Origin of the sequence: Holdemania massiliensis AP2, assembly GCF_000327285.1 — a bacterium.
Taxonomy (GTDB): domain Bacteria; phylum Bacillota_I; class Bacilli_A; order Erysipelotrichales; family Erysipelotrichaceae; genus Holdemania; species Holdemania massiliensis.
This window is the reverse complement of sequence record NZ_HE998568.1, coordinates 773502-798846: the sequence shown is the minus strand read 5'-3', so window position 1 is coordinate 798846 and position 25345 is coordinate 773502. Positions and strand designations below refer to the sequence as shown.

Here is a 25345-nt window from a genome sequence, read left to right as displayed (position 1 = left end):
TATAGAGAGAAAAATGCAGATTGAATAGGAACAGAAAATGAATTTATTCAAAAGGAAGGCATTGCCTGTATTCCGCATGCTTTTCTTTTTGTACGTGGCTCTCCAGAAGATACCAGTGAATGGTTAAAAAATCCGGATATGAAATCTGATCTTCTTCAAGCCGGTAGAATGAATTCTTGATCCAAATCAGGTGACTGTCCATGATCATGCGGGTAAAAGCATGCCTCTCCTGTTCACTGCGCCAGGGAACCAGACAGCCTTGATCGCTCAGACACTGCAGGGAAAGTTCAAGATGTTCCTCAATCTGACTGACGGCGTTGACATTGTGCCGGTAGAATTCGGGTGTTGCTCGCCCTAATTCATCCACAGTATAGAAGAAACGATTGACGATCAGGCTGTCGATCATCGCCCTGATTAACGCAAAGAATTCTTCAAAATTGGATGCCGGAGCCTGGTTCATAAAATCTGGCCAGCGCAGCAGCGCAATCATCAGATCTTCCTTTTTATGATAGTGATAGGTCAGATTGCCTAGACTGATGTTGAGCGCACCGGCAATGTCCCGCATCGTTGTTTCCTGATACCCTTTTTCGTTGAAAAAAGTTTGGGCTGTGCGAAGAATCGCTTCTTTCAGATTTTCTCTCATAATGATCACCTGCCCCTCATTCTAGCATGCCCTGAAGTTTCTGGCAAACTGGGGAACAGGCTTGACAAAGCAAGAAAAAGTGTTTAGAATCCATATTAGTACAGCGTACTAATATGGGGGGAAAAATGAAGAAAAATTCAATTGCTTTGTTCCTGCTGGCCGGCTTGATGATGACGGCCTGTTCATCGACACCAGCGCCAACATCTGCGCCAACCCCAGAAACCACCCCAGCGCCAACCTCAACTCCGGAAGCACCGGCTGTTGAATACCGCAATATTGAGATCGAGAAGCTGGCTGCGGAAGGCATGAAAATGTCATTTGCGACAGTGTACGGGATCTATAACCAGGAAGGCGATGCAGTAGACAGTTCAATTCAAACGACGGTCTATGTTAATGATGAAACACAGGAAGTAGTCTATATTGATATTGAGGAGGCTCTGCTTCCGGTAACTGCCGCTGGTGCGGAAGGCTGGGCAGTGTTAACCGATGAATCTGCGGCGGCTCTGGGGGATGCCATTCTCACAGTCGGTGAAATTCAGGTTCCGGCAGCCTTTGAACTGAACGGACTGGTTTGGACTGGAACCGTGCAGAATGATCAAGTGACCTATACTTCTGCGGTGAACGGCGCAGACATGGAATTTATGGAATATATCACGACACAGGAAGGCGGCGCCTGGTATCATGCAAGTTTGGCTCAGCCGGCACGGCTGCTGGATAGTGAGGGAAAGCCGGCGGTGGAAATTAAAATCGGTACGAAGGCCTCGATTGAACACGGCGTTGGCTTCTGGCCGAGTCCAATCACTTTCCCAGGCAATATTGAACTGATAAAAAATTATGTTTATGACCACGGCACGAATTACGGAACTTATCCTGAAAACACGGATATTGTGAAGAATGAAGCCGGTGAATGGGTTGTTGCGGATGTGACGACAGGGGCGACCTTAGCAGGAACACCTAACTATCTGAACCTGATCAAACAAGCCAGTGAGTTGATTGCGGCCGGTCAGGGTATGGCGTATCCGGCAGAATAAGTAAAAAAAAGCAGAATTTGAAGGATTTAAAACTTTCAAATCTGCTTTTCCTTAACCCATTATTGAAATAAGCACAAACCCTAGCAGAAAACCAGTCAGCTGGAATACCAAAGGCCGGCGTCCGCTGTCCATCAACGTGACCTGCGGTAAGATTTCGTAGTAGGTGACATACAACATACATCCGGCTGCAAAGGCCAGGGTAAATCCGATGAAAACCGGACTGATCGAACCTAACAGTACACCGGCTATACCGCCGATCAAAGTCGGCAGTCCGCTCAGGGCTACCAGAAGCAGTGCTTTGCCCCGGCTGACGCCGCCGCTGCGCAGCGGAACAATCATGCCCATGCCTTCCGGCAGATTATGCAGAGCCAGAAGCAGTGCCATCATAACACCGGTTTTGATTTCATACAAGGCACTGGAACCGACCGCCATGCCTTCCGGGAAATTATGCAATGCAACAGAAGCGATCATCATCAGACCTAACTGGGTCAGTTTCTGATTGTTGACAGTTTCCATCGCATGATGGTGATGATGCAGATCATCCAGTTCATCCGGCTGCTGATCATGATGGTGGAAGACGCCGTCAAATTTTAATAAAAGCAGCACACCCAGCGCACACCCGATGACCGCTATCGTTAATCCGGCTTCCTCCAAGGCTTCCGGCATCAGATCGAAACAGATCATGCTGATCATCATTCCGGCGGAAAAGGCTAGCAGGCAGCTTAATGATTTTGAAGACCGCGGATCAATGCGCAGGCCGAGAATTCCTCCAGCCAAGGTGCCCAGCACTCCCGCGACAAACGTTAATAACACAGCAGCAAACATAAGGATCGCCTTCCTTTCAGCGTCTTTAATTATATCAAACGTGTCAAGATTGATTCGCTGTTCGTTTCCAGTCTGCCCGCTTTCCTATTCCCTAGTCCTTGTGAGGACTGTTTTCATACCTGTAAATTTCATCGCCAGAGTGAAGTTGAATGTGAAAAAAACGGCAATTTCAGGTATAATAAAATAAACAGTAAGACATTTTAGTTTCAACTTTTCACGCTTGTGGAATCTCAGATATCGTTGAGTTGAGAAATAAGGAATATCTGAAAAAAGGATCGCGATATCATGAGGCAGAATTATGAAAGATCGTCAGTGAAAGGAGGGGTAAAAAATGAAGAAATTCTCTGTTTTTGTGGCCATTCTGTTATGCTTGTTGGGATGTCAGGCTAAACCGACAACGGAAGAGACACTGAAAGCGCAGGCGGAACTGTTCTTACAAAAAGTCGATACGCTGCCGCAGCTTTCCGCAGCAGTTGAAGATGAGAAAACATCGCAGGAAGAGGCTTCCCAGCTTGTGGAAGAGTGGAATAAAGCGTTGGTGGAACACTTGAAGCCAGTGATGACAGACCAGGGGATAACCAATTTTGTCGCCAATCGCATGCCAACAGGTTTTAACCGATTTCTCGGAATCGGTGAAGAAGAGAGCACTGCAGAGCATCGTCAGGTCACATCCGTGGAACAGCTCAGCGGCGGCGATGTTGATGTCACGGTTACTTATACCACTGAAGAAAAGGAAGTTCGGCTTTTGCTCAACTTTAAGGAAACGGATGAAGGCTGGCGAATTGAATCGCTGCGCATCCGATAGATTGTAAAGCAACGCTGCGAAGGAGTAAGAAAGTCAGTGTGATTGAGAATGCACTGGCTTTTTCAATTTTCTAGCGAATCGGTCTGCCTAAGCGTATTTCTCTAGTTTTTAAGCTTATGAACTGGAATCTCATACGTAATGGAAATAAAATGGTATAATAAGGCCAACAGAAAGTGAGGACAGAAAATGATCAAATTTAATGAAAAACAACTGGTCATGCAGTCAGTGGAGGGCAAGGTGCATCCGCCGATCATGAAGCGTCAATATCGCACCGGCAGTGATGGAAGACCCTGGATTTTACCGGCTACCGGAGGAATTACATATAATTTCCAGATTGGGGATGGCTGCATGGGCTTGGCCGGCGATCATGTGGAGCCGGGCGTCAGTACAAAGAATCCGGATTCGGCGATGGATATGGCCTACAACACGCTGACCTGCGTTGGCAATCAGGCCAAGGTGATCACGGGTGAGGCCAAAGGGGCAATCGGTTATGTTACCGGAAAGCACGGCGGAATTGACCATGTCATGATTGCGTTTGAACAGGAAGTCCTGGAGAAACTGACGATTGATGATAAATTCTTAGTGAAGGCTTGTGGTCAGGGTATGACACTGACTGACTATCCGGAGATTACGGTCATGAATCTCGATCCACAGCTGCTTAATAAAATGGGAATCGAAGAAGTGGACGGATGTCTAATTGTTCCAGTTACCAAAGTCATTCCCGCAGCGTTGATGGGTTCCGGTCTGGGCAGCGATACCATGCTTAGTGGGGATTATGACATCATGACGCGGGATTCCAAGTCTTTTGAGGAATTAGGCTTGCAGGAACTGCGGTTCGGAGATATCGTGATGATTCAGGATCACTGCAATGATCACGGCCCGGATTATTGCCAGGGAGCGGTGACCATCGGTGTCATCATTCATGGTGACAGCTACATTTCAGGACATGGTCCGGGGGTTACGGTGCTGATGAGCTGCCGTCAGCCGAAGATCAAGGCAAAGCTGGATCCGAGTGCAAATCTGGCGAAATATCTTAATTTTAAAAAATAAACAGAGCTGCCGGTTTTCAATTGAGAACCGGCCTTTCTGAAGGAAAGGAGAGTTTATGGAGAAAACAATACCTTCCCGCGTTTTTCTTACCTTGCTGAAAGAGGGGAAGCGTCTGCAGGATCTGGTGGATCAAGGGGCCCAGCTGCTGAACAATCCGATTATGTTTGCCGATCACGATCATCAGCCACAGGCTTTTTCCGTTAATTATCCTGCTGATGATGTTCAAGATCGAATGCATGCTCAGCTCAATTCTGCCGAATTGAACAAGAAGGCTTTGGATAAAATTGCCGATCCTATTCCCTTCCTCAGTCAGAATCCAGCTTTTCGCCGGCGGCATCTTGTCTGCAAAGCCATTTGGAATGATCGGTGGATTGGTACATTGATGATTCCGGAGGTTGAATACAGCTTAGAAAATCTGGACTTGGAGCTGGTTCGGACCATTGCCGATGCCTGTGCAATTGCCGGAATGCTGGAACTGGAAACGGCGGCAGTGGATCAGCGTCGTCCAACTGTCTATGTTTTTAATGACTTAATTGATGATCGGATAGCGAATGCCTCCGCCTTGGAGAAACGGCTTGCAGGAGGTCCGCTGACACGTTTTTTTCCATATCGTGTGATTCATGTGCATTCCGCGGAATATGAAAATGATCCGCGGTTTCAATCGGTGATGACAGCGCAGCTTCGCGCTCGTCCGGAGGTTGACTGGATTTTTCGCGCCCGAGGCCGGGTTTTTCTGCTTTGTGAAGGTGAGCAGCTTCCCTTAGCGCTGACCCAGTTTCTGATTCAGCTGCATGATCAGTATGGTTTCGTTTATGGCGTCAGCGACTGTGCTCAGGATTTATGGAAGCTGAAATGGATGGTGCAGGAAGCCGTAACTACGACCAGATTTGCGGTTTATGCTGAACGCAAGCAAGCTATTCATAATTATGATGATTATAAGTTTTATGCAGTGGCCGATCTTGCCGAACCTGAACAGTGGGAGAATTATCTGACCGTCAGTTTCAAGGAAATTTTGGATTATGATGCAAAGAACGGCACAGAATATCTGAAAACCATCCAGTATTATCTTGTGAATGATGCTAATCTTCAAAAAGCCAGCGAAGCCATGTTTATGCACAAAAACACGTTAGTCTACCGCATGAAACGGATTCGCGAATTGTTCGGCGTTGATTTGGAAGTCAACAAGGATTTGCTGAAACTGTATTTCTCCTTTGCTTTATATAAGCTGCATCAGTTCCGCAGCCGGAATTTAGATCACTGAAAATGAAATAATTCTATTGCTCAGATAATCTAATCAAATGAAAAAGGCTTCTGATGGATACAACACCAGAGGCCTTTATTCATAGTTTTAGAACTAAGAATTCATGATCTTATTGCGAGGCTTCATCTAAGCAGGCAGCGACAGCTTGGAACAGTCGTTCACTGCTCAGCGTTGCGCCGGAAATGGCATCGATATTAATCGAATTGGCTTCAACAATAGCAGCCGGCAGCGTTTCTAACGCCGGACCGCCGACGGTCACCGTTTCTTTGTGATCCTTAACCGTAACCGCCTTGATTTTGCCTTCCTGGATGATGACCTCTACCGTCATCGGCCCATCCTGGCCGTCCACTGTTGCTTCATAAGTTCCATCCTTAAAGGTTTTTTCCATATCATAGCGCTGTACAGCGGTTGGCGATGAATCTGCGGTAAAGTACTCGGCAGGAATGCTGTCATCAGCGGGCTGAACTTTATACGATTCGATATAGTCTATCGTCATCGCGTTCTTTCCAGCTTCTCTGCCCATGAAACTGGCGCCCAGAATGGCCGTGCCGCTCATTGCACCGCCGCCCCAGAAGGAGGAAACGGCTCCGGCGACAAAAACGCCTGGAATCGCAGTGCCGAATTTATCCATCGGCTGCATCATGACATTCGGTTTAATGCCGCCTGAAGTTGCGATCAGCAGAGATTTGATCGGAACACAGTAGTATTTATCGCCTTCAACTTTGTTGATGGCAGCGTTGTAGAGATTATCATTCAATACAAATTCACGTCCAAATTCATCAGGTTCCTTACTGTCAACATGGGCGTTGTAATCTTCAATGGTTTTTTTCAGAGTGTCGGCAGGTACATTGATCTTCCCAGCGAGTTCCTCAATTGAATCCGCTTCGATCACATAACTTTTTCCAGCATCACTCATGAAGTAGACCTGCATCATCGGCGCATGGATGGTCGTTAACAGATCATCGCGAATCTTATCGGTGAAAATTTCATACATAACATTGCCTGGCTGGGCATCCAGTGCCCGTTCACGGACGACCTGCTGGCGGTGTGTTTCATCCACAAAGCGTTCGCCATTTTGATTGACGTTGATTCCGCCGGCATACATTGCCTTAGTATCCATAATTCTTCCGGTACCCGGGGCCAGCGGATTTTCCAGACCTACAGCTAGGGTTGCCATGCGGTCCATGTTATACGTCAGCGTGGCTCCTACTTCCTGAAGCATGCGCAGACCATTGCCGTCGCATTCTTTCAGACCTGCGGTCAGCACACTGTCCAGACCTTCCTTGTAGTAGGAAATCAGTTTCGGATTTCCGGCAAAATCGCCGGTTGCCATAATAATACCGCGGGCTGCCTGCAGCGTCGTTGTTTCGCCGCTTGTCAGATCCTGAACTTCCAGCCCAAGAATATGCCCGTTTTCGTTAGGAATCAGCTTCATGCCTTGGGTATTTAAGCGAATTTCAATTTCTGGCGTCCGCGCCAGCATTTCATCCATGACCTCATGGATGGCCGCGCGGTACTTTTCCGGATTATCCGGCAGCGGCTTATAGGTCCGAGGATAATTATAAAGGTCATGTTCCGGGGCAAAAACAGTTTTCTTGCCATCCGGCATGGTTGTGTATTCATTATCGTTTAGTCCATTTTCCCATAGCCAGTTTACAACATTTTTGGATTCGTTGGCGTACAGCCAGATAATATCTAGATTAGGCCGGCCACTGTTGTTCAGTGCAAAATGCGCAATATCTTCGTAATACAGTTCCGGGGAATCTTCCGTATAACCGTCGAGCTGCTGAATAATCGTATCTGCACCGCTCATGGAACCACTGGTATTTGTCATAGTGCCGCCGGTTGTATTGCGGCGCTCCAGCAAAATTACTTTTTCAGCTCCATTTTCCACAGCGCTTAAGGCGGCAGACATGCCGGCCGGCCCCGCACCCACAACGATGACATCCGCGTCCGCGGTTTGCGGCGAAGGCGGAGGAACTGCGTTGTTTCCCTGATTTACAGCGCAGCCCGTAATTAACGAACATAATAAGAAAGCAGATAGACAGAGTGCTGAGCGTTTTCTGTTCATTTTCATTATTTCCCTCATTTCTTCACAGTTTGAAATCCGGCCGGAACTCATTTCTGTGTCTTCATTATAAAAAATGTGAACAGATTTACAAGTGAGTGAAAGCGTTTCTGGTTAATTGCACAAAAGAGGGACTTTTTTTTGGCGAGGAAGCTAAGAAGTGAACTTATAAAATTATATTTGACTCGAATATCCGTTTTAAATATTTGGGGATAATCTCTAGTTCAGATTTGTGCTACACTGAATACAAAGAAACTAAAAGGAGGCCGAGGTCAATGAAACTGGCCGTTCTCAGTGATGTCCATGGAAAGGATGAAAAGCTCCGATCCATCGCCGGAAAGCTTTCAGCTGCAGATAAAATACTGTTTTTAGGGGATTTGTTCACAGAGGGTGATGATCCGAACGCGTGTTGGGAATTGTTGACTCAGCTGCATACTGATGTCTGGATTATGGGAAATACGGATGAGTGGTTATGTGAGGATTACGATGTTTCCACGCTGAATGCACTCTGTCGCCAGGAAGCATTAGAAGCTAAAGCCAAGATGAATCCAATCACGTTAAAGGCAATACAAAAATGGAATAAGGAAAAGAAATTCAAATTGGATTCCTGCAGTATTCTGTGTGTGCATGATTATCCGATGACAGACAGTTTGTCTGCGATGAAAAATAAAGTTTATTCCAGTGGGGCAGATCTTATTCTTTGCGGACATACCCATAAGCCCGCGCTTTTACGCTTTGAAAACAAAATGATCATCAATCCTGGAGCTGTCTGCGAAGGACAATATGTCCTGATTGAAATCGAAGAAAACATTGAAAGCATCGAATTTATTAGCTTCTGATTTTATAAAAAAGTCTGCGATCCTCCTGATCAGAAAATAAACTGACTGAACAAAACCGCTGATGTACGAATGCAATTTACTGAATATCCGGATCTTGTGCCTCCTTCAAGGCTTGAATCAACAGATCACAGCTGCGGGAACAATAATGATCTTTGCGGCGGATCAGGCAGATATCCCATGTCAGTTCCGGTTCGGCAAAAGGAATCGCAGGCAGTTCCTCTGGCTGGTTGGGGTTCAGATAATAAGTAGTCCCAATTCCAACCCCTTGATTGTCCTGGACTAATTGTTTCCAGGCAATTTCATTGGGTGAGGTCAGAGCATAAGAAAGACGCAGGTGCTGCTTCATAGCGCACTGTTCAACAGTCTGCCAGATTTTAAAGATCCGATTCTTGGTGATCAGCGGATACTGAGCACAGTCCTTTAATGTCGTTATTTTCTGTTTTGCCAGCGGATGCTCGGGATGAACGACAGCGCATAATTGATAATGCTGCAGCCGGGTGGTTTCAAAGAATTCCGGTTTATTTGGCAGATTGATGGATAGACCGAGATCACAGTCCTCCTGTTCGACCATTTGTTCGGCAAAGATATCCGGCAATTCTAAAAATTCAATTTCAATTTCCGGATGCTGATGTTTAAAATCATCGAAGACGGCATAGAAGCTCCCCTGCAGAATTCCATGACTGCAGGCAACACGGAGATGACTGTTCTCCTGACTGGCCATATTGTTTAAACGCTCCTCCGTGGCAGATACCTGATCGAGCAGAACGGTAATTTCTTTCAGCAGCGCCTGACCGAAGGTTGTCAGACACAGTTTGCCATGCTCTCGATAGAAAATTTCAGTATTGAACTCCTGGGCGAGATTACGCATGGATTTGCTTAAGGCCTGGGGCGTGATATACAAAGCCCGAGCTGCAGCTGGAAGACTAAGACATGCTGCAAGTTCTTTAAAATAAATCATTTGTCGAATTTCCATCTTATTTCACTCCTGGTTTAAGTTAAGCATTCACAACCCGGCTTGTCAACCTGGAGTGAAACTTAAAGTTTCAGTCGCGAAGAAAAAGGTTGATTGCATGTGAAAATAAAATCAAATACAATGAAGTCAGTTTCTAACGAACAGAGAAGAAACGGGGAGGAAATGATGAAGAAGATCACAACACTGCTTCTTAGCGCGGTTCTGCTGCTGTCCTTGACAGCCTGCCAGACGCCGAAGACAGAAACCGGCAAATATACACCGGGAACCTACAGTGCTGAAGCCCAGGGTTTCGGCGGGAAAGTCACAGCAACGATCACTACCGACGCTCAGACAATCACGAATGTCGTTTTGGAAGGTGCTGATGAAACACCGACGATCGGCGGAGCGGCCTTGGAAACATTAGCGGCTGCAGTAAAATCGGCGAACAGTGCGGAAATTGACGCGGTCAGCGGGGCAACCGTGACCAGCAATGCGGTTAAGACCGCGGTGGGTCTGGCTCTGGATCAGGCGCAGGGAAAAGAAACCGCGAAAGCGGATCTGAAAGATGGAACCTATTCAGTGAAGAGTACGGGCTACAGCTGGACAGGACAGATCAGCGCTGAGGTAACGATTGAACAAAATCAAATCAAAGCCGTAACGATTACGGAAGAACATGAAAGCGAAACTGGGGAAATGGCGCAGACCGCTTTTGACACGCTGATTCCGCGGATGATCGAAGCGCAGAGTCTGGCCGTTGACAACATCAGCGGTGCGACGGCCACTTCCAATGCGATTCGGGATGCCGTTGCTAAGGCGATCACAGCAGCAGGCGGCGATCCGGCTCAATGGCAGACCCCAGTGGAGAAGAAACAGGATACGGTGAAGCTGGAAGGCTATGATGTCATTGTTGTCGGTTTGGGCGGTTCCGGAATTCTGTCCTATTGCGCGGCAGCGGAATCCGGGGCTGCGGTCTTCGGAATTGAAACGACCGCCAAACTGGGCGGCCAGTCCGCAACGACAACCGGACCGATGGTAATCAATTCTCGCAATGAGGCTTACAAGGATGTTGCCTTTGCCAATCCGGATGATGTTTACAAGACCTGGATTGATTATGTCGAAACCGAAGACAAGGCCGATATCATTCATGAAGCAGTGTATAACAGCGGAACTTATCTGGACTATTACATCGATCAGTTCGGCTTTGAGTTTGCGGGAATGATCATGAGCTTTGCGAAGCCGGAATGGTCGCAGTTCTGGACACGGTACGTCGGTGAGAACAGCACTTCCAATATCTTTGGCCCAACCAAGACCAATCAGTTTAACCGGGCTATGGATAAAGCCGTGTCGCTGAATGAGAAAAATGGTTATCAGCTGGAATTGACAGCGGAGGAACTGATTTTTGACAACGATCAGGTTGCAGGCGTCAAAGCTGTTTCCTACGATGGAACGACCTATGAAATTTATGGGGATACCGTCATTCTGGCAACCGGCGGTTATATCGGCAATGAAGAAATGGTTCTGGAAAACTGGGGTGCTATGCCGAATACGGTCGCTTCCCTAGTCAATGATGGAACAGGAATTCAGATGGGACTGGCAGCCGGGGGAACAACGTATATGATGGGCGTTGATCCGATGATCCATATTCTGCAGGTTCCTAATCTGATCAAAAACGATGATCTGACAGCCGATCAGAAAGCTATTTTGTCGGCTTTGGCTCTGGTCAAAGGAGAAACCAGTGTAACCGTCAAAGGAGAAGCCCTGGATCCAACCCTTTCCGAAGCGATGATACCGGAGTATAAATACTATAACGTTTATTCCGCGGATCAGATGGAAGCTTTCAAAAACACCGGACTGACGGATAATTTTGCCACGGCAACAAGCATGTTTATGGGCCAGGGCGGCAGCTTTGAAGTCGGCCAGCCGATTGCGGATTTAGACACCATTTTGGAAGTGGGAATGCAGTATAAAAATGTTCTGAAAGCCGATTCCATTCAAGCGCTGGCAGATCAGATCGGCTGTGATGCGGCGGTTCTTGCGCAAACCCTGGGCGGGGAAGATACGGCTTACTATGCGGTCATTGTTTCCGGTTATACTTACGGAACGGTCGGCGGATTGGATGTCGACGTCAATATGAATGTGCTGCGCCAGGATGGTACGCCGATTGACAATCTTTTTGCGGTAGGTACAGATTCCATGGGTGTGGAAAACATTGAAGGAAAACCGTATACGCCATGGGGTGGACAGGCTCAGTCATGGACCTTTGTTTCCGGCTATTTAGGTGGAAAAGCGGCGGCAGCTGTCGGCATGGCAAAATAATAAAGTGTATTTGAAAAACGAAAAAACCTCGCTGCGAGGTTTTTTTGTTGAGCATGTTGAAGTTTTCAATCAAAGTTCTGGTAAGAAAAGCCATAATTTCTAAAAAGGCAGCTCTGATTAAAATATCATAAATGGCGTATGTTTTAAAATGAATCAACCCAGTCTTGTTTGAAGTGAAATCGAGAAAAGAAAGATCGCATTTGTTAAATAAAAGTATTTTTGCTGTGTGGAACAGTAATATATTTCTGATGTTTACTCTTCGGTGAATTAGGAATCGTCAGCTGCAATTTTCCCGTTTGGATCAGCGGACGTAAATATTTTGCAGTGACATAGGAAGGACTGTTTAATCCTAGGTGTCTTGTGATTTCTGCGCGACTACGCGGCTGAATACAATATTGTAAAATTTTCTGCATGGAACTCTGCTCCAAAAGCGATTCCGATGAAATGGACGATCTTAGCTTGTTGTAAAGCGTAACTTTAAATACACCACGGCGATTTTCAAAAACAGGAGGCATGAGATTTGCCCGCTCCATTTCGTTAATGATGGTTGGAATACCGGAAAAACGGTTTTCTGTCTGCAGCATGACTTCCAGGCCATTTGCTATAAATGGGTTGCGGGTATCAGCAGCCGTTTTTCCTAATTCATCCACTGTAATGCGACCATACAGACCACCAGGATTTTCGACTTCCAAACGATCGCGATAGAGTATGATTCGAATCGGTGAATGATCGGTGTGAATGCTGTAATCTCTGTGGATTAAAGCATTAAGAATAATTTCACGCACGGCAATCATGGGATATTCTGAGCGATCTGCTCGTGTTCCGTCGTCGTCGATAATCGTAGAGTTTCTTGTGTTTCTGCGGATAAAAGCTAAAGTATCCTCCAGCATTTGTGTTAAAGTTCCTTCAATTCTTTGATTATCAATAAATCGTTCTCCGCCGGTTCCCAATTCTGCAAATTCAGTACCATCAATAACCATGGCTGTAACACTGAGCTGAGGAAAGTAGGCTTGAGGGTATTCACCTAAAAGAAGTATACCTGCAACCGTAGGTTTATCATGATCAACAAGTCCCTGAAGCTGCAAAATTTTTGAGTTGGATTGTTTTGCTAAATTCGGTTTTGCCTTCCGCAGTGAGATAAAATATTCCTGTAATAAATTGGGATCAAAACTATTGAAATCAGCACGTTCAACAATCCGTAATTCATCCTGGATTTTTCTTTTAAAAACTTCAAAACTATAAATTTCATATTCAGTCATTGGCATATCCGCTTCCCCAACGCGGATATAAGAACCTCGGATACGTCCTGCACCTTTGTAAAAGCAAGGTTTATCAAAAATATCACACTCTGCGATTTCTGCACTGACTAAGGTTTTCCCATTGATACTAGCAACTGTAAATACAGGGCGTACAACAGGTTCCATTTGAAGCGCCTGATTTGTGACTTTCGTTTGTAAATCCTGAGCATCATAAACGCCTGTTAAAGCAAAATCATTTTTTTCATCAATTCCAAAAAGAATGATACCGCCGCCGGTTTGATTTGAAAAACTAGACAAGGTATCATAAAGTTTCTCCGGCGTTCCTTGACTGGCTCGTTTTAATTCAATGTTTTGATGTTCACATTTCATAGTAACAATATTTTGGACAAGCTCAGTTAATTCACTAGGCAGCATAATATTTCCTCACTTTCTTCTTGAATCATAATCTTTTTTTGGGAATAAATCAATATTTAAGCAATAAAAAATGATTTAGATCGATTTTAGATAAGAAAAAACTTAAATTAGTTAATCTAGATCAATTTTATGAAAATTACAATCGAAATAACTAAAAAATCCGTTATGTTCTTTTCTTTGAACACAGCGGATTTTATAAAATGAGGAATTCGACGCAGAGAATCAGATCTCTTCCATCAGTTTCTCAAACTGATCCAGAGTTTCTTCAAAATAACGGAAGGCATCGTTATAAACCTGTTCCCCACGCGGATCAGCCCCGGCTTCGATCAGCTGATCAATTGGAGCGCAGCTGCCGCCGCGGGTGAGGAAGCGCAGATAATCTTCCGTGTCACCCTTGAGAATGCGGGAGGCAAAGGATAAGGCGACAGACATGCCGATCGTGTATTTGTAGACATAGAAATTGTAGTAAAAATGCGGTACAGAATAGCATTTGTATTTTTCCAGCTCATGCACGGTCACAGCCGGACCATAATAATCCTGATTCAACTTGTAATAATAGTCTGTTAAATCGGAAGAGGACAGAGCCTGTCCGGCTTCCAGCTGCTGGTGCAGCCACGCTTCAAACTGCGCGAACATCGGCTGACGGTACAGCGTACCGACCAGCTGTTCCAGCATGTTGTATAACAAGGAAGCTTTCACTTTCGGATCATCGCTGTGCTGAAGCATGTACTGATTCAACAGAACCTCATTGACTGTTGAAGCAACCTCGGCGACAAAGATCCGATAATCGGCCAACAGCGGACGATTAGCCCGATGCGAGAAGAATGAATGCATGGAATGTCCAAGCTCATGCGCAAGCGTGCTCAAGGAATCATATCCCTCTGTAAAGTTAGTCATCACAAACGGATTGGAATCGTAGGTGCCCCATGAATACGCACCCCCACGCTTGCCCTGGTGCGGATAAAAATCAATCCATCGTTCTGTCCGCGCCCGTTTCAACAGCGCCTGATATTCTTTGCCTAACGGTGCTAAGGCCTGATCCAGAATTTCAAAGCACTGATCCAGATCATAATGCGTGTCAACAGACTGAACCAGCGGAACGTTCAAATCGTAGCTGGTGCAGTCATCCAGACCCATCAGCTTCTTTTTCAGTTCATTATACCGCCAGAATGCTCCATGATATTTCTGATTGGCGATGTCCAGAACCTGCTGGAACAGCGGAACATCGGCGCCGTCTTCAAACAGACTGGCCTGCAGGGCGCTGGAAAAGTGATGCAGTCTGGCCTGCAATACCTGACCCTGGGCATGGCCGATCAAGGTCGAACAAAAGACGTTCTGATGCCGGCGATATTGTTCATAGAAATGCTCAAAGGCCTGTTTGCGGATTTCCCGATCCGGATTGTGCAGCAGTTGATTCATAATCGCCTGATTTAAAAATTCTTCTTTCCCATCAATCAGCACCGGCTTGAATTCCGGCACAAAGGCTTTAAATGTTTTCTGCGGATTTTGAAACAGATCGTTCATCTGGGCCAGCAGCTGTTCTGTCTGGGCATCCGGACGATGCGGGATCGTGCGGAAAATCTCCTGGATTGGATAGCGGTAATCGGCGCAGTCGTCCTGTTTCAGATAATCTTCGACAAGCTGCTGATGTTCGATCAGCTCCTGATCAATAAAGGTCGTTGCGGCATAAACCTGATTGACGAACGTGACTGATTTGGCCAGGTTCTGCTGGACCTGCGGGTCTTCCGGTTCCACGTCGGCCCGCATCTGGGCATAGACCGTCAGATTTTCACACTGCCGCTGCAGGGCCTCCTGACTGTCCATAAACAGACGGAAGCTCTCACGGGTTTCTGTAATGTGTCCCTGCTTTTGCGTGAGCTGAGCCAGTGTTGCTTTGGCCTGTTCCAAAGCGGCGTCAAACTGAGCCTGATCGGCAAACAAACCGCTCAGATCCCAGGTGTCTTCAATGCGTATGTCTTTTCTTTCCATAATGATTTTCACCTCTGTCCTTTATTGTATCATTCTTTCCCGATTTTCCCCATTTCTTCCTGCTTGGAAAAGAAAAAACTTCCGCCTGTTCAAAGCGAAAGTCCATATTTAGTTCTATTTTCGACCTGGCTGACGCAAAGGGGGCGAGATCCAACGTATTTTCAGCATCGAAGATCAACATGGGTGCCTTACGCCAAGGGGCAGGCAGCTTACAACTTCTCCCTTTTTCGTCATTAAAACTTCTGTTTTGTAATTTCCGAAAAGGTTTGAGGCTTATGCCGTTTTCCCGCAGGGGGCAATGAATATCGTTAATGTTGTCCTTTTTCATTGAAGGCGTTTGCCTGTGGATCAGCATCGGCATCTTCGATATCAAAAGGAACGTCATAGGCAGAAACGACTGTAATTCCGCATTGGCGGAATACGGGGACAACCGAGCGATCCTGAGTCGTAAAGATGGATGCCCGCTGAAGCCGCGGAAACTGGCTTAACTCCTCTGGAGTAATGGCCTGAATATTAAACAGCTCATCTTCCCCATCCCAATTGGGGGCAAGCTGACAGTTAATTTCATCACCGCCGTCCATATCAATTCGGGTGATTTCCAAGGCTAGTCGGGCCGGGATGGGGTAACGCCGAAACCAGTTCGCCGCTTCCGGAATCATTTGATCATAGCCCTCAGTTTCCGGATCGATTCTGCGCCGGCTATATTCATCCGCAAATTCCCAGATGTCAAACTTGGGCTCCAATAACGCCTTGTCATACATCAGCACGTTCATCACCGCCAGCTTAAAATTCAGGTTTTTGAATTTCAGCACAGGCTCTACCAACTTGGACAGCTTGTATTGACAGGACTTTCCCCTGGACTTTGGCAGGGTGTGGGGGATGTTCGGGTAGGACGCAGAATAGCGAAGCCATTTTCCCAGTTTCTTCGGCTTGTTGGCTGTGCGCAGAAATGTCCAGAAATCTTCCGGTTGATGAAGGACACTGCCAATCTGGGAATGCCGGGTTGTGATCACAACCTGACCATCCGGCAGCGCCACGATATGATCAGGTTTTTGGAGTCCGAACATACCGGATCGGATGCGCAGGATTTCGTTTGTTTTTGGGTTCCAGAGCTGCGCAAAGTCGGTGCGGAAGTCCTCGCCGGAATTATAAATCAGCACCCAATCGCCAGTGAAATGCCGGATTTTTAAATTCTCACCCATGCCCGGCAGCGGAACAATTTGACAGTGTCCGTTGTCCATATCTAAATCAAAGAGATTGCCTTTCGTATCACCATCACCCCAGGTTTCTTTGATCATCAGCAGACGGGAGGTTCCAGGGATTGGGATGCTGTTGCCAAGGGCATCATAATCTTTCATGCGTAAAAACGGATAAGCCTTCAGATCCTGATTTTCATAACAGGTCAGCCGACTGTCGCGGCGATGACGCTGGGCAAAAATCCGGCCTTGTCCATCGGCGGCCAGCTTACATTCCTCATCGCTGGCGGATAAAATGAACCGCTGGGTGTTTTCGCAGCCGCGCTCATTCATTGTCAGGAAGAGAAGACTTTCTTCATCTCCGCAGCACAGCCGGTCGCAGAACCAGTACAGCCTGCCCAGTTTCTTCATCGACCTGGGTGTGAGCGCCGGCCAGTCATTGATCCGGGCCGGATCTTTGCCGCCAATGACGTGATCGGAATACGGCGAGGAATAGATCGCGGCATAAAAATCAAGTTCCTGAGAATAGGTCAACTCCCGGAAATCTTTCCATTGAACACGGATAGGCTGGAGCGGGGAATTCCTCAGATCAGCGACAAATTTTCCCTGCTGATCATCCTCTTTCGCAATCCAGATGCCGCTGGCAAAGTTTCCGGCAATTTCCTGAATAGTATAATAGGCGTCATCCGGAAAATAAACATCTTGACAGGGCATGACAGGCTGCAGACTCTGCGTTTTGGCCGGCTGCCCCCACTTGCGGCCGCGCTGCTTCATCCGTTTGAAGTTGTACTTTGCTTTGCGGCACTGTTTTTCAAAATCGTCTTTTTGAGCATCTGAAATCATGATAAACAAGTATTCATCCTCTTCACCCAAGTCATAAAGTCCCCAACCCAAAGCACTCAGCTCCTGGCCTAAAGCCTGAACACCGACTTCATGCTCAAAAGGTCTGTATTGCAAAACGATATGATCGAGACGAGCGTCAAACAGTGCCGGAACAGATTGGCCCCAATGCCTGCGCAGCTCCGTCAGCGTATCGCCAATTTCACCGTCAAAACGGAGGATGTCCAAGGCGGTTTCAGTCAGCGAATCAAGATCAAACATGATTATTTCCTCCTGACGGATCGTTCTTAAGCCTGAAAATCATATCGGCGGGCAGGCCATGGACAATTTCTCCACTGTCCTTCGTTGTCTTCTGCCTGTCCGGTAAGCAGGTCGATTGCCGCGTCCGCCACAAAGCCCAAATAACATTCCGCTGAAGTGTCAGAACAGAGCAGCTTCCACATCAGACCGCCGAACAGATAGGACTGGGCAAATTCCCGCCAGCTGTGCAGTTCCTGGGCAGCCCGCAGGGAGAGCTCCCGCAGCATTCCGATGGCTTCCCCTTCAGTAATCCAACCAAGGTAACAGCCCCAGCGCGTTAACATAGCCGCCCGGCCGGTATCCCAGCCCGTCATAAAGCTTGGAGAAAACCGCGTTTTGTAATGCTGGGCAAAACGCCAGGCACGGGCAAGGGCTTCGCGTTCTTCCTCATCCTCAGCTTCGTCGGTGAGCTCCTTGGCAGTGACGGTATCGCAGAAAAGCTGATAACGGAAAGTGTATCCTTCCTGTGAGAGGTAGCGAAGCGTATCCAACAATTCACTTCGTCCATGGATTCCCCACGACCGGCGGACCAACGAAGCGATTTGTTGCTCCATGACCGGAATGTGTTCTTCGACATCCATATCGTCTAACTGATGATCGTTTAAATTGCTGATGATCCCGGAGAGCAGGATGCCAAACTTTGCCCAGCGCGGGTCATCTTGGGTATAGAGTACCGGTTCGGGTTCCGGCAAAGACTGAATCTGAGCCAGTTTCTCATCTAAGACACGGTATAGTTCTTCCTCCAATGCCTGATCAAAATCGGAAGGCTCGGTTTCCTCATCCTCCTCATTTTCCATGGCCAGTGTTTCCAGCGCGGCGGCGATGACTCCCATGTCTTCGCCTAAAAGCTGATTCATCATGCCTTCCAGACCTAGTGCAGTAACTTCTTCGACTTTTTCGTCCACCTTCTGCTGGATCATCGCTTCCATGTCTGTCATCTGCGCCATGAATTCAGGGCTGAACATCTGACCTAAGATTTCCACCTGGCGCTGTTGATTCGCTGCGTTCTGAGCTTCTGCTTCCTGTTTGCGAAGCTGTTTTTCAGCTTCGGCTTTCTCTGCGTCGGCTTTGTTTTGTTCAGCGATCTTCCGGCTCTTTTCCATCGATTCGTTTAGCTGTTTGGATGCATTTTCACTGGCTTGTTGAGCTCGTTTCATCATTTCTTCAATGTTGACCATGGTGATCTGTTTCCTCCTTTTTTCTTTTTCAGATCTCTTCATTTTGTGCTGCCATGATTCAGGGAAAGCTGAGTGATTTCCGATTTTGTAAAGTAGACACACAAACGTTCCTTCTCCTTCACGATGGGGATACCCATGGTTTTGTGATCAAGGATATACCGAGTGATTTGTGATCTGAAATCCGCTTGTAATCTTTTCTTTGTCTTCTCAGCTTTCCTTTCAGAATCATTTTGATTCCTTGTTTTTTGATTGTTCGTACAGAGTTTCCATATATTCAAGAATGGTTTCTATTTGAAAGTCGATCATTTCATCGGAAGCCTCCGCAAAGAGAAACGGCAGTGTATCCGGAATGGCTTTGTGTAAAATTGCCGCAGAGAAGACTAAATTACCAAGAAGCTTGATATTTGATTCTTCTGTATGAATGCCTAGGATCTGGATCAGCTCTGTAAAAAAAGTGAGACGTTTTCTCTGGAACTCTTGTCGTTTTTCGTCGGATAAACACTTAAAGAGAGCCTGTTGTTCTTCTACGCTCATGATGGTAAAGCCTTCCTGACCGCCATAACAAATCTGGCGGAGAAACTGTGCGGCGCTCGCCCGCCAGCTGAGCTTAGGATCCTCCATCAGACTTTTGGCGTAGACCAGCATTTGCGGCTGCTGCCGATAGAAAGCCTGGATGACCAGATCTTCTTTAGCAGGGAAAAAAGAATAGAAAAAAGTTCGGGATATGCCGACGTTTTGGTAGATCTGTTCTACGGTTGTACGCTGAATGCCCTGGGTGGAAAAAAGTTTTAATCCAGTATCAATCAAGGCTTTTTTTATTTGTTCTCTTTCTGATTCGGAATAGGCGACTTTGGGCATAGAGATATCCTCCTGATAAAATAAAGACAAACTTCAAATTTTATCTTTATTTTATCAGGAGCGGCGGAACAGCACAAGCAGTAAATAACCTTTCTTGTTTTTGCTTTTTCCTGAAACAGCTAAGTTTTACTCAGCGGATTTCGAACATTGAGTAAAACAGCGAGAAATTCAAAAATTTGAAACGATCTAAATCGAAGCGGAGTTTGGCAGTGGGGATCAAAAGGAGGAGCTGGGATTGCTTAATTGAAAGCTTACATTCAGAAATTGTAAAGTGTCTGAAAGGGACTCACGCGAGCTTGCAAAAAGAATTCGTAAAGTTTTTTAACTTTTTATGGGGCTTTTTCTGATTTTCCGCAATATTAATGATGAAGGAGGATTTTTAAAATGAAGATCAGCAATACCCCACCCCATGATTTATACCATGAACTCCTGCCGCCTTTTCCTGGTTTAGCGCCGGTTCACGAACGTTTAATGCCGATTGATTATCGCGAAAATGTTGTGTTCCTACACACCTTCGGTTGTGCAGATGAAAAGTCTGAAAAGATTCGCTTGGCCTATTTTTCAGCACTGTTTCAGCATCAGTTCGTCCGGGCGGATGTAAAAAATCCGAAGCCTGCAAAATCCTATAAGCAGGAAAAAGAGGCTTGCTTGGATTTACTTATCCAGCTTGAAGACGACCAAGGCCAGATCCTGCTTGTAAATATGGAAATGCAGGATACTCAGCGGGAGAGGTATTTGTCATTGCGCTCTCAGGGATATGTGGCTCAGATCGTTGTCGATCAGTTGAGCGAGGGCGATTCTACTGAGTTTCATCCAATAGTTCAGATTACGCTTGCTAACCGCATCCTTAAAAAGCAGGACGATGATGATTATCTCTATGCGTTTTGTTATTGCAATGAAGTGAATAAAATCCGGATGCCGGATGAGCGGTGCCGGATACTCTGGATAGAAATGGATAAATTGGAGAGGTTGGAAAGCAAACCGTTAACCGAATGGAGAATGGATTAGAAAATCCATTACATGCTTCGATTCAACCAGTGTGCAGAGAAACAGAACATCATTCATGAATTAGTGGAGAAGGAGGAAATAATCAAGATGATGGAAGAAAAGAAAATGGATTTCTTAAGTGATACGTGTTTAGCCATTGCCCGCATTCGAGCTAAGTTTGACGAAGTAGAATATGAAATGGACTTGGCAGAAAGTCGTCTTCAAGGCAAGCTCGAAGGCAGAATTGAAGGTAAAAAAATGTTGATGAAACATTGGCTAAGCCAGCACTTTGAATTGAGTGAGAAAGAAGCGTATTGGATTGACCATTTAAGTGAAGAGGCACTGCTGGATCTCTGTCAGAATTTTGATAAAGCGCATGTGTCTGATAACCTTTGACAGGAAGTCGAAGCTTCACAGGAGAACATCAAAAAGGAATGCTGTGTTCTAATCATAAAATAGAAATCTTGGACACGGATAAAGTGAAAATCTAGCTTTGACAGGATCGGATCTCAATAGATTCTGAGGGCAAACTTCATTAGCTGGTGCAGTGTCATCTGCCGCTCTGAATTCTCTTAACCAAATCACAGAAGCGTTCGCTATGAGCCCAGTTCATCGATCGTTGGAACAGGAAAAAAGAACCCTTCCGGGACTCGGAGGGATTCTCAAATACTGCCTTGTTTTTAACGCTTAATGCATGAAATTGTGAGGATTCTGAAAATACTGGTTTAGGAATGCATGTGCAGACCACCATCGAGCATGAAGCTTTGACCATTGAGATAGCCTGAATCCTCAGAAGCCAAGAAGGCAATGATCGGTCCGCAGTCTTCCTCGGTGGTGCCGATGCGGTGCAGCGGAGAGCGACTTTCCAGCGCTTTTAAGGCCTCAGGTTGGGTAGTGCGGAAATTCTCGGTCGCGATGATCGGTAAAAATACGTTGGTTGTTATTCCGTATTGTCCCCACTCATTGGCGGCGGTACGGGTAATTGCGCGGATGGCTTCCTTTGCCATGCCGTAAGCGCCGAAGCCGTTGTTGCCATCATAACCTGCAGCAGAGGCTGTATTGATGATGCGCCCCCAATGATTTTCTTTCATGTACGGGAAGCAGCGCTGCATGAATTTGAGGCTGGCTAACGGGCCGGTCTTGTAGGCAAGCAGAGCATAGTCGGTGTCAATTTCTTCGATCGGACGGTAGAGCATGGCGCCTTGCGCACAGTTAACCAAGATGTGAACGGTGTGGAAGCGGGCGATTGTTTCGTCGACGACATGCTGAATCTGCGCTTCGTCGGAAACATCGCAGGTAACCGTCAGAATCTCGCCTTCAATTTCCTGCTTCTCGATTTCCTGGCGGATTTGATCCAACTTTTCCTGACGCCGCGCGCACAGCACCACGGAAGCGCCGTTGATGGCCAGAACCTTGGCCACACCTGCGCCTACGCCAGAACTGGCACCTGTAACAATAGCAATTTTTCCAGAGAGTTTACCCATAAATCTCACCTTCCTTTCTTCCAGTATAGCACTAGTTCGTGAAGAAAGTACAAATTTACACAAAGTATTGATTTCACAAATCAGTTTCGGAAAAGGAGAGAAAAAAGACAGAAAACATCTTTTTCAATTTAAAGCGTACGGCGCGGAATTATGATCTCAGGTTTTCGAGCAGCTTGGGCAAAACAGAACAAGGCTGGAATGTAGAAAGGCCAAATCCAGTCCCCCGCTGCGATAATTCCAAATTGAAACAGGACGACGTTCAGATCGCAGATTGCTAACAAAAACGTTCCGCCTGCGGTCCAGCACTGAACTGTCTTTCTGGTTTCCTGGGAATCGGATAAAGAAGGTTTCTGCGGATCGTGAGTTTCTTTCTTTAGCTTACGCAGTAGAATCATTCCTGAGAAAAACACGTTAAATCCCGTTTGGACGGCATAAAACAGACTGAGACAGAAAATTTTCGGCAGTCTCAGCACGAGAGCGGAAATGAAAATCAAGCCTGCCAGCGTGAGACACAGTTGAATCCAGCGTTCCTGCTGGATTACAATGAAACTCAAACAAAGCTGAACAAGGCAGAATAGGGCGATTCCGGTCTGCCAATCGGAAGTAAACAATAAAAAAAGATCAGCCAGACTGCAGCCAATTAAAGCCAATCCGGCTAACGGTTCAGCGGCGGGTGTTTTGATGCTGGACATCAGCGCACCGGCGGTACAAAATCCAACCCAGCTCCATTGCCAATAAGCGATTTCATTCATTGCCCACGGACCAGAGAACTCCAGGATTAATAAGCAAGACGCAAAAAAAACTGCGGTCAGGATGAACATGATGACTACCTCCGCAGTTTAGTCTTCCCTTCCCTTCCTCGCTTTATCAGCAAAGGTCCGGCAATGCTGTTTCGGGATAAGGAATCAATGGACGGCAGGACAGAAGCGTCAAGCAATCTCCGGCAACTTCCAGATCCAGGATATAACCTAAGCCGTTGGGAGCGTCAATCTTGAAGAAGTCCTCAGGTCCACGTTGTTCCAGCAGCATTCTGACAGCCCGGATTACGCCGCAGTGCGTGACGAGGGTGGCGCTGTTGATCTGGTTTTGGAGCAGATCAAAGGTCAGGGCATGCAGGGCATCGTGAATCCGTTTTTGAAATTGCGGCAGCGTTTCAGCTTTGCCGATAGTTTGCCCCTGCAGCCAGCGCCGAAAAAAATAAGCTGCGGACGGATCGATTTCAGATTTATTTTCCAGATCACCGAAATTGATTTCCCGGAATTGAGGAAGCAGACCATTCAGTTCAGCTTTCCCATCATATAAAATGTGAAAGGTTTCCGTACAGCGGCTCAGATCGGAACTATAATAACGCTGAGTCTGAGGATAAGCACAGCTGCGGCGCAGCCTGCGCAGTTCAGCACGGCCCCAGTCAGTCAGGGACACGTCGGTATGCCCCGCCAAAAGATGCTCTTGGTTGCCATACGAAAAACCATGCCGGACAAAAACATAACGGAATAAACTCATATTTCCTCCTGCGGGTCAAGTTCGACCGATAATAATTTAGAAGCCAGAATCAGCTTTCCGGAATAAACGCTGCGGGCCTGCTGGACTAAAAGTTCAGGTTCGCCATAGATTGGCAGATGCGACAACAACAGCGCGGACACCTGGGCCCGCTGCGCGAGCAAACCAGCTTCTTCGCCATTGAGATGCCCTGCCTGCTGACCCGATCGCGGAGCATACAGACTGCATTCACTGATCAATAAGTCCGCATTACGGCAAAACTCGGCCAGTTCGTCAAAATAGGCAGTATCTGCGGTATAGACAAGACACTGTCCCTGACATTCGACCTTGATGGCCAGACATTCAATTGGATGGCGAGTCTGCAGAAAGGTACAGTGAAAGGGACCGATTTGAAGTTCACTGTGAGCCTTGATCGCTGTCGCCTCGGAAAACGGGGCCCAGGTCAGCTGTGGGAAAACCTGTTCATCGCGCAGACCGTAAAAATGCAAAGGTTTGGATGTCTGCCCGAGCTGGGTTTGGATCAGCCGGCCATAGATGGCACTGCCGAAATCACTGTAATGATCGTAATGATAATGGGAAATCAGGATGTGATCCAGATCTTTCAGGTCAATTAGATTCTGAAGCGTGCTGAGGACACCGCTGCCGCAGTCAAGCAGAAGATGAAAACCATCCTGACTCAGCAGATAACCGGAACATGCCTCATTTTTCCGACAACAGCCGCCCCAGCAGCCGATTACTGTACAGCGCATAAAGCGTCCTCCGCAAACAACGAGCTGGAGATCAGGCTGGACGTGTAAGCCTGCTTGGGATGATGCATCAGCTCAGCTCCGACTCCTTGTTCAATCACCTGACCTTTGACTAAGACAAAGATCGTGTCCGACATGTAATGGACAACGCTCATATCATGGGAGATAAACAGATAGCTTGTGCCATAGCGGCGCTGCAGTGATTTTAACAAATTTAAAATCTGCGCCTGAATCGAGACGTCCAGGGCCGAAACACATTCATCGCAGACGATGACCTGGGGATTTAAAAGCAAAGCGCGGGCGATTGCAATCCGCTGGCATTGACCGCCGGACAGTTCAGCGGGTCTTCGCGACAGACAATCCGGCTCCAGGCCCACCTGCGGCAGGATCGTCTGGATTTTCTGCTGAGCCTGAGCCGGGGAAAAATCATCATCCAGCCGCTTCATTGGCTCCATCAGTATCTTTTCAATTGTGAAATAGGGATTCATCGATTCCTTGGGGTTCTGGAATATAAACTGAACATTGCGGCGAAACCGGCGGTATTCTGCCTGTTTCATTGTGCGCAGATTCTGTCCTTGATACAGGACCGTTCCTTTTGAGGGACGCTGCAGATCACCGAGAATTTCGCCAAGGGTGGATTTACCGCTGCCGCTTTCCCCGACGATGCCGACGGTTTGACCCTGGGCTAATTTCAGGCTCACGCCGCTTAGAGCCCGCAGCGTTTTTGGCTTTTCCCAGAACACTTCTTTTTTAAGCGGGTAATCTTTGACCAGATTCTGGCCTTCGAGGATTAATTCTGACATC

Annotated in this window: 24 protein-coding genes; 9 read left to right on the top strand and 15 right to left on the bottom strand. The window is 46.9% G+C overall.

What is annotated here, in order from left to right:
* Nucleotides 1-43: 43 nt before the first annotated feature.
* Nucleotides 44-643 (bottom strand): TetR/AcrR family transcriptional regulator, encoded by a 600-nt coding sequence (locus BN162_RS11515; RefSeq protein WP_020225260.1) that lies wholly within the window; start codon nt 641-643, stop codon nt 44-46.
* A 125-nt stretch (nt 644-768) separates the two neighbouring features.
* Here BN162_RS11515 and BN162_RS11510 point away from each other — a divergent pair, with 125 nt between their 5' ends.
* On the top strand, nt 769-1674 hold the full coding sequence (locus BN162_RS11510; protein WP_020225259.1) for a hypothetical protein: 906 nt from the start codon (nt 769-771) through the stop codon (nt 1672-1674).
* A gap of 51 nt (nt 1675-1725) precedes the next feature.
* Here the strand turns inward: BN162_RS11510 and BN162_RS11505 are convergent, their stop codons facing one another.
* Entirely contained in the window at nt 1726-2499 is a 774-nt protein-coding gene (locus tag BN162_RS11505; protein ID WP_020225258.1) for a ZIP family metal transporter, read from the bottom strand.
* 331 nt (nt 2500-2830) lie between these two features.
* Between BN162_RS11505 and BN162_RS11500 the strand changes: the two genes are divergently transcribed.
* From BN162_RS11500 to BN162_RS11490, 3 genes are all read left to right on the top strand, one after another.
* Nucleotides 2831-3304 (top strand): hypothetical protein, encoded by a 474-nt coding sequence (locus BN162_RS11500; protein WP_020225257.1) that lies wholly within the window; start codon nt 2831-2833, stop codon nt 3302-3304.
* Nucleotides 3305-3490: 186 nt separating this feature from the next.
* Nucleotides 3491-4354, top strand: a complete 864-nt coding sequence (locus BN162_RS11495; protein WP_020225256.1) for a DUF4438 domain-containing protein — start codon at nt 3491-3493, stop codon at nt 4352-4354.
* A 55-nt stretch (nt 4355-4409) separates the two neighbouring features.
* Nucleotides 4410-5615, top strand: coding sequence for a PucR family transcriptional regulator (locus BN162_RS11490; RefSeq protein ID WP_020225255.1), 1206 nt, complete (start codon nt 4410-4412; stop codon nt 5613-5615).
* A gap of 109 nt (nt 5616-5724) precedes the next feature.
* Here BN162_RS11490 and BN162_RS11485 read toward each other — a convergent pair whose 3' ends face one another.
* Nucleotides 5725-7692, bottom strand: a complete 1968-nt coding sequence (locus BN162_RS11485) for an FAD-dependent oxidoreductase (RefSeq protein WP_040452002.1) — start codon at nt 7690-7692, stop codon at nt 5725-5727.
* A gap of 266 nt (nt 7693-7958) precedes the next feature.
* Here BN162_RS11485 and BN162_RS11480 point away from each other — a divergent pair, with 266 nt between their 5' ends.
* Nucleotides 7959-8522 carry a metallophosphoesterase family protein gene (locus BN162_RS11480; protein WP_020225253.1) on the top strand — a complete coding sequence of 188 codons (564 nt, stop codon included), beginning with the start codon at nt 7959-7961 and terminating at the stop codon, nt 8520-8522.
* Nucleotides 8523-8598: 76 nt separating this feature from the next.
* Here the strand turns inward: BN162_RS11480 and BN162_RS11475 are convergent, their stop codons facing one another.
* A complete protein-coding gene (locus BN162_RS11475; protein WP_020225252.1) occupies nt 8599-9495 on the bottom strand; it encodes a LysR family transcriptional regulator in 897 nt (298 codons plus the stop codon).
* A 165-nt stretch (nt 9496-9660) separates the two neighbouring features.
* Here BN162_RS11475 and BN162_RS11470 point away from each other — a divergent pair, with 165 nt between their 5' ends.
* Nucleotides 9661-11790, top strand: coding sequence for an FMN-binding protein (locus BN162_RS11470; protein ID WP_020225251.1), 2130 nt, complete (start codon nt 9661-9663; stop codon nt 11788-11790).
* 203 nt (nt 11791-11993) lie between these two features.
* Here BN162_RS11470 and BN162_RS11465 read toward each other — a convergent pair whose 3' ends face one another.
* From BN162_RS11465 to BN162_RS11440, 6 genes are all read right to left on the bottom strand, one after another.
* Nucleotides 11994-13463 (bottom strand): ATP-binding protein, encoded by a 1470-nt coding sequence (locus BN162_RS11465; RefSeq protein ID WP_020225250.1) that lies wholly within the window; start codon nt 13461-13463, stop codon nt 11994-11996.
* A 222-nt stretch (nt 13464-13685) separates the two neighbouring features.
* The gene (pepF, locus tag BN162_RS11460; RefSeq protein WP_020225249.1) at nt 13686-15452 is read right to left on the bottom strand and encodes an oligoendopeptidase F; all 1767 of its coding nucleotides are present in this window, start codon (nt 15450-15452) and stop codon (nt 13686-13688) included.
* Nucleotides 15427-15780 (bottom strand): hypothetical protein, encoded by a 354-nt coding sequence (locus tag BN162_RS11455; RefSeq protein ID WP_020225248.1) that lies wholly within the window; start codon nt 15778-15780, stop codon nt 15427-15429. Before BN162_RS11455 ends, pepF begins: the two co-directional genes overlap by 26 nt.
* Nucleotides 15761-17749 (bottom strand): DUF6892 domain-containing protein, encoded by a 1989-nt coding sequence (locus BN162_RS17995; protein ID WP_020225247.1) that lies wholly within the window; start codon nt 17747-17749, stop codon nt 15761-15763. The genes BN162_RS11455 and BN162_RS17995 overlap by 20 nt, the downstream gene beginning before the upstream one ends.
* Before the next feature lie 26 nt (nt 17750-17775).
* Complete coding sequence (locus tag BN162_RS11445; protein WP_020225246.1) at nt 17776-18966, bottom strand: DUF1266 domain-containing protein; 1191 nt, start codon at nt 18964-18966, stop codon at nt 17776-17778.
* A gap of 225 nt (nt 18967-19191) precedes the next feature.
* Entirely contained in the window at nt 19192-19824 is a 633-nt protein-coding gene (locus BN162_RS11440; protein WP_020225245.1) for a TetR/AcrR family transcriptional regulator, read from the bottom strand.
* A 384-nt stretch (nt 19825-20208) separates the two neighbouring features.
* On the opposite strand from BN162_RS11440, the gene BN162_RS11435 reads away from it, so the two are divergent.
* Both BN162_RS11435 and BN162_RS11430 read left to right on the top strand, forming a co-directional pair.
* Nucleotides 20209-20832: a PD-(D/E)XK nuclease family transposase gene (locus tag BN162_RS11435; RefSeq protein ID WP_020225244.1), complete on the top strand. Its 624-nt coding sequence runs from the start codon at nt 20209-20211 to the stop codon at nt 20830-20832.
* Between the two features lie 87 nt (nt 20833-20919).
* The gene (locus BN162_RS11430; protein ID WP_147612179.1) at nt 20920-21207 is read left to right on the top strand and encodes a hypothetical protein; all 288 of its coding nucleotides are present in this window, start codon (nt 20920-20922) and stop codon (nt 21205-21207) included.
* Nucleotides 21208-21536: 329 nt separating this feature from the next.
* Here the strand turns inward: BN162_RS11430 and BN162_RS11425 are convergent, their stop codons facing one another.
* Nucleotides 21537-22232, bottom strand: coding sequence for an SDR family NAD(P)-dependent oxidoreductase (locus BN162_RS11425; protein ID WP_167540020.1), 696 nt, complete (start codon nt 22230-22232; stop codon nt 21537-21539).
* Here BN162_RS11425 and BN162_RS18775 point away from each other — a divergent pair.
* Complete coding sequence (locus BN162_RS18775; RefSeq protein ID WP_167540019.1) at nt 22213-22449, top strand: hypothetical protein; 237 nt, start codon at nt 22213-22215, stop codon at nt 22447-22449. The two genes, BN162_RS11425 and BN162_RS18775, sit on opposite strands and share 20 nt — an antisense overlap.
* Here the strand turns inward: BN162_RS18775 and BN162_RS11420 are convergent.
* From BN162_RS11420 to BN162_RS11405, 4 genes are read right to left on the bottom strand one after another with little or no spacing between them, the layout of a single operon-like run.
* Nucleotides 22424-23116, bottom strand: coding sequence for a hypothetical protein (locus BN162_RS11420; RefSeq protein WP_020225241.1), 693 nt, complete (start codon nt 23114-23116; stop codon nt 22424-22426). The genes BN162_RS18775 and BN162_RS11420 overlap by 26 nt on opposite strands.
* A 46-nt stretch (nt 23117-23162) precedes the next feature.
* On the bottom strand, nt 23163-23798 hold the full coding sequence (locus BN162_RS11415; protein ID WP_020225240.1) for a histidine phosphatase family protein: 636 nt from the start codon (nt 23796-23798) through the stop codon (nt 23163-23165).
* On the bottom strand, nt 23795-24544 hold the full coding sequence (locus BN162_RS11410; RefSeq protein WP_020225239.1) for an MBL fold metallo-hydrolase: 750 nt from the start codon (nt 24542-24544) through the stop codon (nt 23795-23797). Before BN162_RS11410 ends, BN162_RS11415 begins: the two co-directional genes overlap by 4 nt.
* The gene (locus BN162_RS11405; RefSeq protein WP_020225238.1) at nt 24529-25344 is read right to left on the bottom strand and encodes an ABC transporter ATP-binding protein; all 816 of its coding nucleotides are present in this window, start codon (nt 25342-25344) and stop codon (nt 24529-24531) included. The genes BN162_RS11410 and BN162_RS11405 overlap by 16 nt, the downstream gene beginning before the upstream one ends.
* Between the last annotated feature and the right edge of the window lies 1 nt (nt 25345).

What these genes read in the sequence shown, in the direction of transcription:
- BN162_RS11515 (WP_020225260.1), bottom strand. Translation starts at nt 643, where the DNA reads ATGAGAGAAAATCTGAAAGAAGCGATTCTTCGCACAGCCCAAACTTTT.
- BN162_RS11510 (WP_020225259.1), top strand. Translation starts at nt 769, where the DNA reads ATGAAGAAAAATTCAATTGCTTTGTTCCTGCTGGCCGGCTTGATGATG.
- BN162_RS11505 (WP_020225258.1), bottom strand. Translation starts at nt 2,499, where the DNA reads ATGTTTGCTGCTGTGTTATTAACGTTTGTCGCGGGAGTGCTGGGCACC.
- BN162_RS11500 (WP_020225257.1), top strand. Translation starts at nt 2,831, where the DNA reads ATGAAGAAATTCTCTGTTTTTGTGGCCATTCTGTTATGCTTGTTGGGA.
- BN162_RS11495 (WP_020225256.1), top strand. Translation starts at nt 3,491, where the DNA reads ATGATCAAATTTAATGAAAAACAACTGGTCATGCAGTCAGTGGAGGGC.
- BN162_RS11490 (WP_020225255.1), top strand. Translation starts at nt 4,410, where the DNA reads ATGGAGAAAACAATACCTTCCCGCGTTTTTCTTACCTTGCTGAAAGAG.
- BN162_RS11485 (WP_040452002.1), bottom strand. Translation starts at nt 7,692, where the DNA reads ATGAAAATGAACAGAAAACGCTCAGCACTCTGTCTATCTGCTTTCTTA.
- BN162_RS11480 (WP_020225253.1), top strand. Translation starts at nt 7,959, where the DNA reads ATGAAACTGGCCGTTCTCAGTGATGTCCATGGAAAGGATGAAAAGCTC.
- BN162_RS11475 (WP_020225252.1), bottom strand. Translation starts at nt 9,495, where the DNA reads ATGGAAATTCGACAAATGATTTATTTTAAAGAACTTGCAGCATGTCTT.
- BN162_RS11470 (WP_020225251.1), top strand. Translation starts at nt 9,661, where the DNA reads ATGAAGAAGATCACAACACTGCTTCTTAGCGCGGTTCTGCTGCTGTCC.
- BN162_RS11465 (WP_020225250.1), bottom strand. Translation starts at nt 13,463, where the DNA reads ATGCTGCCTAGTGAATTAACTGAGCTTGTCCAAAATATTGTTACTATG.
- pepF (WP_020225249.1), bottom strand. Translation starts at nt 15,452, where the DNA reads ATGGAAAGAAAAGACATACGCATTGAAGACACCTGGGATCTGAGCGGT.
- BN162_RS11455 (WP_020225248.1), bottom strand. Translation starts at nt 15,780, where the DNA reads ATGAAAAAGGACAACATTAACGATATTCATTGCCCCCTGCGGGAAAAC.
- BN162_RS17995 (WP_020225247.1), bottom strand. Translation starts at nt 17,749, where the DNA reads ATGTTTGATCTTGATTCGCTGACTGAAACCGCCTTGGACATCCTCCGT.
- BN162_RS11445 (WP_020225246.1), bottom strand. Translation starts at nt 18,966, where the DNA reads ATGGTCAACATTGAAGAAATGATGAAACGAGCTCAACAAGCCAGTGAA.
- BN162_RS11440 (WP_020225245.1), bottom strand. Translation starts at nt 19,824, where the DNA reads ATGCCCAAAGTCGCCTATTCCGAATCAGAAAGAGAACAAATAAAAAAA.
- BN162_RS11435 (WP_020225244.1), top strand. Translation starts at nt 20,209, where the DNA reads ATGAAGATCAGCAATACCCCACCCCATGATTTATACCATGAACTCCTG.
- BN162_RS11430 (WP_147612179.1), top strand. Translation starts at nt 20,920, where the DNA reads ATGATGGAAGAAAAGAAAATGGATTTCTTAAGTGATACGTGTTTAGCC.
- BN162_RS18775 (WP_167540019.1), top strand. Translation starts at nt 22,213, where the DNA reads ATGGCCAGAACCTTGGCCACACCTGCGCCTACGCCAGAACTGGCACCT.
- BN162_RS11420 (WP_020225241.1), bottom strand. Translation starts at nt 23,116, where the DNA reads ATGTTCATCCTGACCGCAGTTTTTTTTGCGTCTTGCTTATTAATCCTG.
- BN162_RS11415 (WP_020225240.1), bottom strand. Translation starts at nt 23,798, where the DNA reads ATGAGTTTATTCCGTTATGTTTTTGTCCGGCATGGTTTTTCGTATGGC.
- BN162_RS11410 (WP_020225239.1), bottom strand. Translation starts at nt 24,544, where the DNA reads ATGCGCTGTACAGTAATCGGCTGCTGGGGCGGCTGTTGTCGGAAAAAT.
- BN162_RS11405 (WP_020225238.1), bottom strand. Translation starts at nt 25,344, where the DNA reads ATGTCAGAATTAATCCTCGAAGGCCAGAATCTGGTCAAAGATTACCCG.